The organism is Actinocorallia aurea, assembly GCF_054783995.1.
In genome coordinates this window covers 38089-50035 of record NZ_BAAGPQ010000029.1, presented here as the reverse complement: position 1 = coordinate 50035, position 11947 = coordinate 38089, and the positions used below count along the sequence as shown (strand labels likewise).

Below are 11947 nucleotides of genomic sequence, written 5' to 3'. Positions count from 1 at the left end.
TTCCCCATGGTGATCGAGCGAGCGGCGACTGCCGCTCCCCCGGGTCGCATCCTGTACCCGGGTACGGGCCTACCTTCGGGAGGGAGGCCGCCGAGCGAGCGGTTCCGGAGGAGACGGGGGTCGGTCATGTGCGGACCTGGGCGCGGGTGCGGCCCGGCAGGTCAGACGGGCGGGCCGGTGCAGGCGCCGATCGTGTGCGCGCTGCCGGCCGCGGGAGTGCGGGCGCGGCTGGGCGAGTTCGCCGCACTGTGCGCCGAGGCCGACCGCTGCCCGATCCCCTTCGCTCTCCCCACCGGCCCACACCGCAACTCCGAGGCCCGGCGGACCTGAGCGGGACGGGGCCGCGTGGCCCCGTCCCGGGCGCCGTCAGGCTCCGGCGCGGTTCACGGCGGCCATGACGGCCTGGACGCCCGCGGTGAGGATCGACGTGTCACGGCCCGCGCCCCAGACCTCTCGGCCGTCCACCCGGCACAGGACATAGGCTGCGGCGTCGGCGTCCGTGCCCGCCTGCGTCGCGTGCTCGGCGTAGGACAGCACGTCGACGGAGACGCCGATGCCGGCCAGCGCGGCGACGAGCGCGGCGATCGGGCCGTTGCCGGTGCCGTGGACGGGCGTGCGGACGCCGTCCGCGACGACCGTCGCGGTGAGTTCGTGGTCGGCGCCGCGCTGGCGGGCCGTCCAGTCCGTCAGGACGTGGCCGCCGTCGAACGCCGGCGCCAGGTAGGTGGCGTGGAACAGCTTCCACAGGTCCTCGGTGGTCTGCTCCGCGCCGGTCTCGTCGGTGACCGCCTGGACGATCCGGTAGAAGTCGGGGCGCATCCCCAGCGGCAGGTCCATGCCGTGCCCGGTCTGCAGCAGATGGGCCATGCCGCCCTTGCCCGACTGGGAGTTGACGCGGATGACCTCCTCATAGGTGCGGCCGAGGTCGGCGGGGTCGATCGGCAGGTAGGGCACCGCCCAGGGCGCGTCGGCGAACGGCAGGCCGTGCGCTTCGGCGTCCTTCGCGTGCCGGGTGAGCCCCTTGGCGATGGCGTCCTGGTGCGTCCCGGAGAACGCGGTGTGCACGAGCGCCCCGGCGTAGGGGTGGCGCGGGTGGACCGGGATGCGGATGCACTCCTCGACGACCTCGCGGACCGCGTCGATGTCGGAGAAGTCGATCATCGGGTCGACGCCCTGGGTGTGCAGGTTCAGCGCGAGCGGCACCAGGTCGACGTTGCCGGTGCGCTCGCCGTTGCCGAACAGGCAGCCCTCGACGCGCTGCGCCCCGGCCAGCACCGCCAGCTCCGCGCAGGCCACGCCGGTGCCGCGGTCGTTGTGCGGGTGCACCGAGAGGATCACGCCGTCGCGCCTGGCCAGGTTCCGGTGCATGTGCTCGATCTGGTCGGCGTACACGTTCGGCGTCGAGATCTCGACCGTCGCGGGCAGGTTCAGCACCACCGGACGCGCCGGGGTCGCCTCCCACAGTTCGGTGACGGCGTCGCAGACGTCCAGCACGAAGTCGGGCTCGGTCAGGTTGAAGACCTCCGGCGAGAACTGGAACCTGACGTCCGCGCCGGCCAGCCGCTCGTCGGCGCGCCGCTTCAGGTGCGCGGCGGCGTCGAGGATCATCTCCTTCAGCTCGGTCCGCTCGCGGCCCAGCACGACGTCGCGCCAGACCGGCGCGGTCGCGGTGTACATGTGCAGCAGGACCCTGGGCAGCCCGGCCACCGACTCGACGGTGCGGTCGATGAGCTCCTTGCGGGCGGGCGTGAAGACGACGACGGTGACGTCGTCGGGCACCGCGCCGTCGGTCGCCAGGTGGCGCACGAAGTCGAAGTCGGTCTGGCTGGCCGACGGGTAGGCGACCTCGATCTCCTTGAAGCCCATCGCGCACAGCAGGTCGAACATCCGGCGCTTGCGCGGGGTGTCCATCGGCTCGGGCAGCGCCTGGTTGCCGTCCCGCAGGTCCACCGGCACCCACAGCGGAGCCCGGGTGATCAGCTTCGACGGCCAGGCGCGGTCGGCGTCGGCCAGCGGCACCCGGACCCGGTCGTGGGCGGGCCGGTAACGGTGGGACGGCATCGCGCTGTGCCGCTGCGGGTTCCAGGCCGGCGCGTCGGCGGGGACGGCGCCGGAGGGGGTGCGGACGGTCGGGAACACGGCCGAGTGGTCGGTCATGGGAAACGCTCTCTTCTTCTTCGCTTCGGGTTATCCGACCTCAGGCCGGACCGACCGGCGCATGCCGACTCCCCGCTGCGAGGGGCCGGTCGTCGTCAGGCCCCGCAGCGGCGAAGAAGGAGAAGAGCGAAGAAGCGCATGGCGGCCATACTCAATCACATTCCGGGCCCTCAGGCGAGTTCGCGCCCGCGAGCCGAGGCGCAGGAGCGCGAGCATCGGCACGGACGCGAGCCCACCGGGCGCGACACAGCTCTTCAGGACATCGGATCCGGCGGACGGCTCACCGCCGCCCAGGTGATGCTCCGCTGGCACCTCCAGGAAGGCCGCTCGGCCATCCCCACATCCGTCCGTCCGGAACGGATCGCGGAGAACTTCGCCGTCTTCGACTTCACCCTCACCGACGACGAACTCGAGTCCCTCGACACCGGCGTCCGCCACGGCCCCGAACCCGAGGAAGTCAGCCTGGAGGCCTACGGCCGCCCCATCCCCGAGGCCTGAACGAAGACGGGGCGTCGAGAGGGAGGGTCCACCCGCCTCGGTTCGGGCGCCAGGGTGGGCGAAGGAGGTCAGGGGGTGGTGGTCATGGTGGTGGCGATGCGGGCCATGGCGCCCGGGATGTCGGCGTCGGGGGCCGGGGCCATCTGCCACGTCGCGATCTGCAGGGAGGTGTCGACGACGGTGCGGACGCGGTCGATGCGGCGGTCGAAGAGCTCCTCGAACAGGGCGTCGTCGACGCCTCCGCGGGCCAGGAGGAGTTCGGCGAGGACCTGGGCGTCCTCCAGGCCCTGGGCGGCGCCCTGGGCGAGGGTGGGCGGGCAGGCGTGGATCGCGTCGCCGATCAGGACCACGTTGCCGCGGTGCCAGGGCCGGTCGACCAGGAGCGACTCGAAGTGGGTGTAGTTGATCGGCGCGCTGCCGGTGATGGTCGGGGTGATCTCCTTCCAGGCGCCGCCATAGGGCTGGGCCAGCTCCCGCATCATCTCCGCCAGGCGTGCGCGCGGGACGCCGAGGTTGTCGGAGGCCTTGTCGACGAGGTAGGCGTAGATGGAGTTCTCGCCGGTGGGGCAGTATCCGGCGATGTAGCAGGGGCCGCCGTACATGAGTTCGGTCCGCTCGATCTGCGCGGGGCGCGGCACGTGGGCCCGCCAGGCGCCCATGCCCACGGGCCGCGGCTCGGCGTCGATGCCGATCATGCCGCGGACGGTGGAGCGGATGCCGTCGGCGCCGACGACGAGGTCGTACGCGCCGCCCGTGCCGTCGTCGAACGTCACGGGGTCGACGGACGTGACGGTGCGGCCGAGCATGAGCCTGGCGCCGGCCCGCTGGGCGGCGTCGACCAGGATGGCGCACAGGGCGGGCCGGTACATGCCGAGGGAGGCGGGCAGGTCGGGGCCGCCTGACCTGATGTCCCGGCTTTCGAACAGCAGGTCGCCGCCGGGCGTGCGGATGCCGATGGAGTCGAAGGCGAAGCCTTCGGCGCGCACCCGGTCCCAGACACCGAGTTCGCGCAGCACGCGCAGCGCGTTGCCCTGGAGGGTGATGCCGGAGCCGAGGGCGGTCCAGGTGGGGTTGCGTTCGGCGAGGTCGACCCGCACGCCCGCGCGGGCCAGCAGGATCGCCAGACCGGTGCCGGCGATGCCTCCGCCGACGATGAGAACTCTCATGATGCCTCGATGTGGGGTGGTTTCGAGTGGGGGCGCGGCGTCAGGCGGGGACGCAGCGGTTGTGCTGGGCTCCGATGCCCTCGACGGCGGCTTCGACGACGTCGCCGGCGCGCAGGAACCGCCTCCAGTGGCCGCCGTTGCCCTTGGGGCTGCCGGTCAGGACGAGATCGCCCGGGAGCAGGCGCACGGAGGCCGAGGCCTCGGAGACCAGCCGCGCGACGTCGAAGATCATGTCGTCGGCGGTCTCGTCCTGCATGACCTGCCCGTTGAGCCGCAGGGTGAGGCGCAGGCGGGACGGGTCGGGAACGAAGAGCGACGGCACGATGAACGGTCCGGTGGGCAGGAACGTCGGCTGGTTCTTGGCGCGCAGCCAGTCGCCGCCCAGGGCGCGGTGCTCGGGCGGGAACTGCCAGTCCCGCGCGCTGATGTCGTTGCACACCGTGTAGCCGGCGACGTGCTCCAGTGCCCGCTCGGGCGGCACGTGCCGGGCGGGGCGGCCGATGACGACGGCGAGTTCGGCCTCCCAGTCGGGCTGGGTGGCGCCTTCGGGCAGGACGATGTCGTCGTAGGCGCCGGTCATGGCCGAGGGCAGGCCGATGAACAGGAAGGGCCTCCCCTCGCTGAACGCCTTGAGCTGCGCGTCGGCGGCGGCCCGCGCCCCGGCGTCGTCCTCGCCCGCGGCCTTGGCCTGCGCCGTCGCCATCTCCAGCAGGTGCGCGCGGTAGTTCGCGCCCGCCTGGATGATGTGGTGCGGCGTGACCGGCGGCAGGACGCGCAGGTCCGCCGGCGCCAGGGTGTCCGGGCCGTGGGGGGCCGCGGCGAGTTCGACCAGCTTCGGCAGGGCCGCCTGCCAGTCCGCCAGGAGGCCGCGGACCGTCGCGGGGGCGTCCGGTGGGCCCAGGCGCCGCACCCGGTCTCCCGTCACGAGGCCGGCGAACTCGGTGCCGGAGCCGTCGGCGAAGGTGCCGAGCGCGAAACGCGGAGCGTCGGCGGGGACGTTGCTCACCCGGTCCTCCTTCAGCCCTGGTAGGGGCGGACGGTCTCGTTGGGCTGCATCGTGAAGTGGTGGCCCCACATCTCGGCGCGCTTGCCCTTGCCGACGTCGATGTACCGCGGGGAGCGGGCCTCGGTCTCGGGGATGGGCAGGCCGTCCCAGCCGTACTCGATGAAGAACCCGGCTGGGTTGTGGATGTAGAAGGAGACGGTCTGGTCTCCGATGTGGCGGCCGAGGTTCATCAGCAGGTCGGGGTTCCGGTCGCCGCCCAGGACGTCGTAGTAGGCGTAGCCGACGTCGTCGAGGGAGTTGCACTCCAGGTAGAGGTGGTGGAGGCCGAGCATGCCGTCCATCTGGAGGAAGGCGATGCTGTGGTGGCGCGGGTTCGCGCGCAGGAACCACATGTCGCCCAGCGGCGGGCGCAGCCGGACGATGTCGGTGGTCTGGAAGCCCAGCACGTCGGTGAACCACTCCGACGCCGCCTTGGCGTCGGGCACGACGAACACCACGTGCCCGAGGCCCTGGTCCCCGGTGACGAAGCCCTGGTGGGGGCGGGGCGGGTCCCAGTCGCGGTAGCCGCTGGACTGGTAGGAGAACGCCTCGTGCGGCTGCCCGTAGAGGTCGGTGAACGTCACCAGCTCTTGGACGCCGCGCGCCTCGCACAGGGCCCGGTCCGCACGCCGCGGGTTCGCGCCGGCCTTCTCCAGCCGGGCGAACAGCGCGTCGAGGTCGCGGTGGTCGAGGACCTCCCACCCGACGTAGGCGAGCCGGTGTTCCTCGCCCGGATGGACCGAGAGTCGGTAGTCGGCGTCATCGATCTTGACGCGCACGGCCCCGTCGTCGCCGTCGGGGCCGAGCATGCACGCGAAAGTCTCCGGCGCCCAGGTGCGCCATTCAGCATGGTCGGGGGATTCGACTCCCACATATCCGAGTTTTGCGATCTCCGACATGACAACTCCTTCATCACGGGTTCCCGTGAAAGGTAGACACCGGTGACGCGGCTCCGGAAATCAATGTCGGCAATAGCTGCTATGACGTCCCGCCCGGCTTTTTCGCTCAGAGGTCCAGGACGAGTCGCGGAGTCCGCGAACGCGACACGCACGTCAGGATCACGTCTCCCCGGGCCCTCCTGCTCGGTGACAGGAGCCGGTCCCGATGGTCGGGAACGCCTTCGACGACCCCGACGGCGCACGCCCCGCAGAACCCCGCCCCGCACGCCACGGGCACGGACACTCCCACAGCGCGCAACCCCTCGTTCAGCGACGTGCCCGCGGGGACCGAGAAGGACAGCCCCGAACGGGCGAGGACGATCTCCATGGCCGCGCCCGGGTCGGCCGCGGGCGCGTCGAACGGCTCCCGGAACAGGGCGAGGTCAGGCCGCCCGGCGATCGCGTTCTCGACCGCGTCCACGAACGGGCCGGGGCCGCACGCGTACACCGCGGACCCGGGCTCCAGGCCCTCGATCGTGCCGGTCAGGGCGCGCCTGGCCTCGGGCGCGGTGGTGATCGCGGGCCGGAGATCGCCGATCTCGTCCCAGCCCGCCACCGCGAGGGCGTCTCTTCCGAACACCGTCAGAGACCAGGCCGCACGGGCCGAGGCGGCCAGGCGGGCCAGCGGGATCAGCGGCGCGATGCCCGCCCCGCCCGCCAGGAACCGGTACCGGTCGGCTCTGCCGAGGACGAGTCCGGGAACCACTCCGAGGTGCCGCAGCCGGTCGCCGGCCTTGAGGCTGTCGTGAATGTGGGCGGAGGCGCCCCGGGAGCCGGCGTGCCTGCGGACGAGGATCCGCCAGACTCTCCGGTCGTCCGTACGCCCGCAGAGCGAGTAGGGCCGCACCAGGCCCGAGGCGAGCACGAGGTTCACGTGCGAGCCCGCCGACCAGCGCGGCAGCGGCAGCCCGCGCGGGTCGCACAGGTCGACCGCGACGAGCGACGCCGAGACAAGGGTCTTGGCCGAGACGACCAGCGGTCCGCCCGCGGCGATCACGGGACGGGAGGCGGTGGGTCGGCCGTGCGGGGACCGGCCGGCGGCCGGTGGTGGGACGAAGGCCATGTCCGGACGGTAGCGACGCGCCGGCCCGCGTCCCGGTGGTGGATCATGCGCGCAACGGATACCAGCTATGAGGTGGGCCGAGCGCCACCGGACGCGCCGAGCCGTTGTATCGCAGGTCACATGCGCCGATAGTGTCGAAACGGCCGGGCGGCCACCCCCTGCCCGGAGGTCTTCGAGGAGCCGCGCGCGATGGAACTGGGCAGATTCGACCTCAACCTGCTGGTCGTGCTGGACGCACTGCTGCAAGAGAAGAACGTGACCTTGGCCGCCCGGCGGGTGCACCTGTCCCAGCCCGCGGTCAGCACCGCCCTGTCGCGGTTGCGCAAGATGCTCGACGATCCGCTCCTGGTGCGCCAGGGCCGGCACCTGGCGCTGACGCCGCGGGCCGAGGCGCTGGTCGAGCCCGTCCGGGAGGCGCTCGCCACGATCGAGCAGAGCATCCTGCAACCGCCGGTCTTCGACCCCGAGCACGACGCCCGCACCTTCTCGGTCCTGGCCAGCGACTACGTCGGGATCGCGCTGCTGCGGCCCCTGCTGGCGCGGCTCGGCGGACAGGCCTCCCGCGTCCGGATGAACCTGCGCGCGGTCCCGGTCGACTGGTTCGAGCAGGTCAAGCGGGACGAGGTCGATCTGGCGATCATGCCGGACCGGCTCGTCGGTAAGGACGACCGGGAGGCGCTGTCCAGCGCGAAGGTGATCGAGGACCGGTTCGTCGCGGTCGTCTGGGAGGGCCATCCCCTGGCCGGCCGGGAGCGCCTGTCGGCGCACGACCTCGGCCAGTGGCCCTACCTGGCCTATGCCCCTCCCCGCGGCACCAGCCTGGTGGAGGACTCGCTCGACGAACTCGGCGTCGACCGCTCGGCCGAGGCCACCGGCTCCAACTTCACCTCGCTGGCCTTCATGCTCCCCGACACCATGATGATCACCTTCGTTCCCGAGCGGCTGGCCACCCGCGTCGCGCCCGCGGCGCAGGTCACGGTCCTGGAACCCGACTTCCCGCTGCGGTCTTTGAGCCACTCGGCCTTCTGGCATCCGCGCCGCGACCGCGACTCGGGCCATGTCTGGCTGCGGCAGGAGCTCATGGCGACCGCCCGCCTGGAGTTCGACCACCACGACCGCGACTGACGGCGCGGCCGGAGCCGCACGACGGCGCCGATAGCTGTTATCCGCCACATTGATTTCACAGTGAGCTGGATCACTCCTAGCATCGGCATGCGGATAGCGGGCAGCCGATGCCCGCTCATCGAAGCACTTGCCGAAATACCGCCCATCCCTTGCCGCCGGATGCCGTCAACGCGATGTGCGATGGCGCTCGCGGCATTTCTTCATCGAGGGAAGTCTTCTCATGAAAGTGATGTTCGATCGGCAAAAATGCGCCGGGCACGGCATCTGCGCGCTCGAGGCGCCCGCGGTGTTCGACGTCGAGGACGAGACCGGGCTCGCCGTCCTGCTGGAGGCCGATCCCGGGGACGACGGGGCCGACGCGGTGCGCAGGGCCGCCCGCGGCTGCCCGGAACGTGCGATCACCGTTGAGTGACCCCGTGCCCATGACGGATGGCGAGGTCTCCCGCGTCGTCGTGGTGGGAGCCTCCCTGGCGGGCCTCAGCGTGCTGCGCGCGCTGAGGCTGGCCGGATACGAAGGAGACCTGGTCTCCGTGGGCGACGAGCGCCACCTGCCCTACGATCGCCCGCCTGTCCAAGGAGGCCCTGCTGTCGGAGGCCGCGCCCGTGGCCGGCCCGCCCGCGCTGACCGACGAGGCCGAACTCGCCTCGCTGCGGGTGGAGCGACGGTGGGGCGTGCGGGCGGAGCGGCTCGATCTCGCGGAGGGCGGGATCGCGCTCGATGACGGCACCGAGGTGCCCTTCGACCGCCTGGTCGTGGCCACGGGGTCGGCGGCGCGGATGCCGCAGGACCTGCCGGACCTCGACGGCGTCTTCTGCCTGCGCACCCTGGACGACGCAGCGGCCCTGCACACCGAACTGCGCAGGGCGCGGCGTCCGGTGCTGCTGGGAGGCGGCTTCATCGGCCTGGAGATCGCAACGGCCGCACGCGCCCTCGGGCTGGCGCCCGTCGTGCTGGAGCAGGCCCCGCTGCCGCTGTCCCGCTTCGGCGCGGAGATCGGCCGCGCGGTCCTTGAGGCGCATCGGCGCCAGGGCGTCGACCTGCGCACCGGCTGCGCCGTCGTCGCCGTGGAAGGCCGCGAGCGCGTGGAGCGCGTCGTCCTGGCCGACGGCGCCGTGGTGGAGACCGACCTGCTCATCGTCGGCACCGGAGCGGCCCCGGCGACCTCCTGGCTGAAGGGCAGCGGGGTCGCGGTCGACGACGGAGTGGTCTGTGACAGCGCCTGCCGGTCGGTCAGCGACCCGCGGATCTTCGCCGCCGGGGACGTCTGCCGCTGGGACAACCCGCTGTTCGGCCGCGCCATGCGCGTCGAGCACCGGCAGGTCGCCCTCAGGCACGCGGACACGGTCGCCGCGGCGATCACGGGAGACGCGACCGCCGCAGCGGCGTTCGCGCCCTACTTCTGGTCCGACCAGGCCGGGACGAAGATCCAGTTCCACGGCCACCTGCGGCCCGGCGACCTGCTGCACCACCTGCACCGCGACGGCGACCGACTGGCCGCCCTGTACTCGTGCGACGGAATCCTCACCGGAGCCCTCACGATCGGCGCGCCGGCCTGGTCTCCGCGGCTCGCCCGGCACGTCGCGGCCCGCGCCGCCCCCGAGACGGCCCTGGCGACCCTGACCGGCGCCCCCTCCCGCACCACCCCACCCCGCCCCAGCCCAGTGGAGAGCAGATGACACCGACCGACGACCTCCAGGTGATCCTGGACCAAGCCGCCTCAGGCCTGAACGAAGGCACGTTCCCCGTCGCGGCGTTCGCCGACGAAGCGGTCTACCAGGCGGAACTCCAGCGGATCTTCGCCAGGTCCTGGCTGTTCGTCGCCCACGAGAGCGAGATCGCCGAGCCCGGCGATTACGTCCTGCGCCATCTCGGTGCGGACGAGGTCATCGTCACCCGCGACGAGCACGGCCGGATCCACGTCCTGTACAACGCCTGCCGCCACCGCGGCGCGCCCGTGTGCCGGGGCGCGAAGGGCAACAGCTCCCACTTCCGCTGCCCCTACCACGGCTGGACCTACCGCAACGACGGCACCTGGGCGTCCGCACCGCGCCGCACCCTGGCCTACAAGAAGCTCGACGCGGCGTCCTGGGGCCTGCTCGCCGCCCCGCACGTCGCGGTCAAGTACGGCCTGGTCTTCGCCAGCCCCGACCCCGACGCCCCGTCCTTCGACGACTACCTCGGCGACATGGGCTGGTACCTGCAGTCGATGTTCGACCTCGACTCCCGCGGCACCGTCGTGATGGGCGAGCCCGAGCGCGCGATGCTGGAGGGCAACTGGAAGACGGGGACCGAGAACTACTGCGGCGACCCCCTGCACGTCGCGCACGTGCACAAGAGCCTGGAAGACCTCGGCATGGCCAGCGGCCTGATCCGCGCCCAGGACTCCTACGCGATGTTCAACCCCGGGCAGGGCCACGCGCTGTTCTCCTGGGATCTGCGCAGCACCGGAATGCCCATCGAAGCGCCCTGGGCCTACCCGAGGCAGGTGTGGGACCTGTTCGACCAGAGCGGTCTCACCGAGGACCAGCAGCGGTTCAACGACGAGCGCATGCCGCTCGGCGGCGTCATCTTCCCCAACTTCGGGTTCTACCGCGGCTTCTCCTTCGACCCGGTCACCCGGCAGACCCTGATCCACACCCAGTTGCGGCTCTACCAGCCGCGCGGCGCGACGAAGACCGAAGTCGTCTCCTGGCTCGTGTCCTACGTCGCCGAGCCCGAGGACTACCGGACGAAGTCCTACCGGGACGGCCTGTTCGTCCTCAACGCGTCAGGCATCATCGAGCAGGACGACTTCACCCTGTGGAACGGCCCGGCCCGCATCGGCGCCGGCCGGTTCGTGCGCGACCGCGCCATGGGCTTCAACTACCAGGTCGGCACGCCCGGGATGAGCTCGGGCGGCCCGATCCCCGACCACCCCGGCCCCGGGGAGTCCTACGACACGGCGATGAGCGAAGGCAACATCCGCGGCTTCCAGCGCGAGTGGCTCGCCCGCATCAGCGCACCCGACACCGCCCCGCCCGACACCGCCCCGCCCGGCACCGCTTCACCGAGCACCGCTTCACCGAGCACAGCCCCACAGAGCACAGCCCCGGCGGCCTGCGGCGAGCCGAAGGAGGAGACCCCGTGAACCAGCCCTCGACCCGGCCGCGGCCGCGCGTGGCCCCGGAGACCGAGGCCGCGGTGCGGTCCTGGATCGACTACGAGAGCATGCTGCTCGACGACATGCGCCGCCTGCCGGAATGGCACGCCCTGCTCACCCAGGACGTCACCTACCGGGTCCCGGTCCTGGTCCCCCGGGAGCTGACCAGCAACCTGCCGGACTACCCGGACGGCTCCTTTCACATGCACGACAACTGGTTCACCCTGAAGATGCGCATCGACCGGCTGCACGGCGACCACGCCTGGGCCGAGGACCCGCCCTCCCGGCTGCGCCGCGTCGTCAGCGGCGTCGTCGTCACCCCCGGCCAGGACGACGCGCACGTCGACGTCCGCAGCGCCTTCCACCTCCACCGCGAGCGCTCCCGCTTCACCCCCGAGCTGTGGGCCGGCGAGCGGCGCGACGTGCTGCGCCGGGGAGACGACGGCGAGTACCGCCTGGCCGGCCGTACGGTGTACCTCGACCACGTCGTCCTTCCGGGTGCGGCGCTGTCGTTCCTGTTCTGATCGCCATGGAGGAAACGGTGCACGGCGACGAAGCCGCGGCTCAGGGGCCGACCCAGAGCCTGTCCAACGAGTTCGCCCTGGTGAGGTTCACCCCGGTCGTCACCGGCAACGGCGAGCGGCTGCTGCTGGAATCGCCACGGCGCGGGCGCCGCGTCCTGCTCGACCCCGTCGTGCTGGACGCGCTGACCTGCTTCACTCCCGAGGCGCTGTCGGATCTGGTGATCTCCCTGGACGCCGAGTCCTCCGACGGCTGAGCGAGGACCCCGCGCGAAGGGCCGCGGGGCGGAAGGA

At 72.1% G+C, this 11947-nt stretch carries 13 protein-coding genes; 8 read left to right on the top strand and 5 right to left on the bottom strand.

The window, feature by feature from the left end; all coding sequences use genetic code 11:
- Window positions 1-192: 192 nt before the first annotated feature.
- Window positions 193-330 (top strand): hypothetical protein, encoded by a 138-nt coding sequence (locus tag ACYVOM_RS32880; RefSeq protein WP_460307462.1) that lies wholly within the window; start codon window positions 193-195, stop codon window positions 328-330.
- 36 nt (window positions 331-366) lie between these two features.
- Here the strand turns inward: ACYVOM_RS32880 and leuA are convergent, their stop codons facing one another.
- Window positions 367-2157 (bottom strand): 2-isopropylmalate synthase, encoded by a 1791-nt coding sequence (gene leuA, locus ACYVOM_RS32875; protein WP_460307461.1) that lies wholly within the window; start codon window positions 2155-2157, stop codon window positions 367-369.
- Between the two features lie 138 nt (window positions 2158-2295).
- Here leuA and ACYVOM_RS32870 point away from each other — a divergent pair, with 138 nt between their 5' ends.
- Window positions 2296-2655, top strand: a complete 360-nt coding sequence (locus ACYVOM_RS32870; protein ID WP_460307460.1) for an aldo/keto reductase — start codon at window positions 2296-2298, stop codon at window positions 2653-2655.
- A gap of 68 nt (window positions 2656-2723) precedes the next feature.
- On the opposite strand, the gene ACYVOM_RS32865 is transcribed toward ACYVOM_RS32870, so the two are convergent.
- From ACYVOM_RS32865 to ACYVOM_RS32850, 4 genes are all read right to left on the bottom strand, one after another.
- Window positions 2724-3821, bottom strand: coding sequence for an FAD-dependent monooxygenase (locus tag ACYVOM_RS32865; protein ID WP_460307459.1), 1098 nt, complete (start codon window positions 3819-3821; stop codon window positions 2724-2726).
- Between the two features lie 40 nt (window positions 3822-3861).
- Window positions 3862-4827, bottom strand: coding sequence for a fumarylacetoacetate hydrolase family protein (locus ACYVOM_RS32860; RefSeq protein WP_460307458.1), 966 nt, complete (start codon window positions 4825-4827; stop codon window positions 3862-3864).
- 11 nt (window positions 4828-4838) lie between these two features.
- Window positions 4839-5765: a VOC family protein gene (locus ACYVOM_RS32855; protein WP_460307457.1), complete on the bottom strand. Its 927-nt coding sequence runs from the start codon at window positions 5763-5765 to the stop codon at window positions 4839-4841.
- A gap of 106 nt (window positions 5766-5871) precedes the next feature.
- Complete coding sequence (locus ACYVOM_RS32850) at window positions 5872-6867, bottom strand: flavin reductase family protein (RefSeq protein WP_460307456.1); 996 nt, start codon at window positions 6865-6867, stop codon at window positions 5872-5874.
- A gap of 189 nt (window positions 6868-7056) precedes the next feature.
- On the opposite strand from ACYVOM_RS32850, the gene ACYVOM_RS32845 reads away from it, so the two are divergent.
- From ACYVOM_RS32845 to ACYVOM_RS32820, 6 genes are all read left to right on the top strand, one after another.
- Window positions 7057-7992 carry a LysR substrate-binding domain-containing protein gene (locus tag ACYVOM_RS32845; RefSeq protein WP_460307455.1) on the top strand — a complete coding sequence of 312 codons (936 nt, stop codon included), beginning with the start codon at window positions 7057-7059 and terminating at the stop codon, window positions 7990-7992.
- Between the two features lie 229 nt (window positions 7993-8221).
- Window positions 8222-8404 (top strand): ferredoxin, encoded by a 183-nt coding sequence (locus ACYVOM_RS32840; protein ID WP_460307454.1) that lies wholly within the window; start codon window positions 8222-8224, stop codon window positions 8402-8404.
- A gap of 191 nt (window positions 8405-8595) precedes the next feature.
- A complete protein-coding gene (locus tag ACYVOM_RS32835) occupies window positions 8596-9669 on the top strand; it encodes an NAD(P)/FAD-dependent oxidoreductase (protein ID WP_460307453.1) in 1074 nt (357 codons plus the stop codon).
- Window positions 9666-11120 (top strand): aromatic ring-hydroxylating oxygenase subunit alpha, encoded by a 1455-nt coding sequence (locus ACYVOM_RS32830; protein WP_460307452.1) that lies wholly within the window; start codon window positions 9666-9668, stop codon window positions 11118-11120. Before ACYVOM_RS32835 ends, ACYVOM_RS32830 begins: the two co-directional genes overlap by 4 nt.
- Window positions 11117-11656 (top strand): aromatic-ring-hydroxylating dioxygenase subunit beta, encoded by a 540-nt coding sequence (locus tag ACYVOM_RS32825; protein ID WP_460307451.1) that lies wholly within the window; start codon window positions 11117-11119, stop codon window positions 11654-11656. The genes ACYVOM_RS32830 and ACYVOM_RS32825 overlap by 4 nt, the downstream gene beginning before the upstream one ends.
- 5 nt (window positions 11657-11661) lie before the next feature.
- A complete protein-coding gene (locus tag ACYVOM_RS32820; RefSeq protein WP_460307450.1) occupies window positions 11662-11910 on the top strand; it encodes a hypothetical protein in 249 nt (82 codons plus the stop codon).
- Window positions 11911-11947: the final 37 nt, after the last annotated feature.

Coding starts and splice junctions, on each gene's coding strand:
- leuA (WP_460307461.1), bottom strand. CDS start 2,157: ATGACCGACCACTCGGCCGTGTTCCCGACCGTCCGCACCCCCTCCGGC.
- ACYVOM_RS32865 (WP_460307459.1), bottom strand. CDS start 3,821: ATGAGAGTTCTCATCGTCGGCGGAGGCATCGCCGGCACCGGTCTGGCG.
- ACYVOM_RS32845 (WP_460307455.1), top strand. CDS start 7,057: ATGGAACTGGGCAGATTCGACCTCAACCTGCTGGTCGTGCTGGACGCA.
- ACYVOM_RS32820 (WP_460307450.1), top strand. CDS start 11,662: ATGGAGGAAACGGTGCACGGCGACGAAGCCGCGGCTCAGGGGCCGACC.
- ACYVOM_RS32850 (WP_460307456.1), bottom strand. CDS start 6,867: ATGGCCTTCGTCCCACCACCGGCCGCCGGCCGGTCCCCGCACGGCCGA.
- ACYVOM_RS32870 (WP_460307460.1), top strand. CDS start 2,296: ATGGCGGCCATACTCAATCACATTCCGGGCCCTCAGGCGAGTTCGCGC.
- ACYVOM_RS32855 (WP_460307457.1), bottom strand. CDS start 5,765: ATGTCGGAGATCGCAAAACTCGGATATGTGGGAGTCGAATCCCCCGAC.
- ACYVOM_RS32840 (WP_460307454.1), top strand. CDS start 8,222: ATGTTCGATCGGCAAAAATGCGCCGGGCACGGCATCTGCGCGCTCGAG.
- ACYVOM_RS32830 (WP_460307452.1), top strand. CDS start 9,666: ATGACACCGACCGACGACCTCCAGGTGATCCTGGACCAAGCCGCCTCA.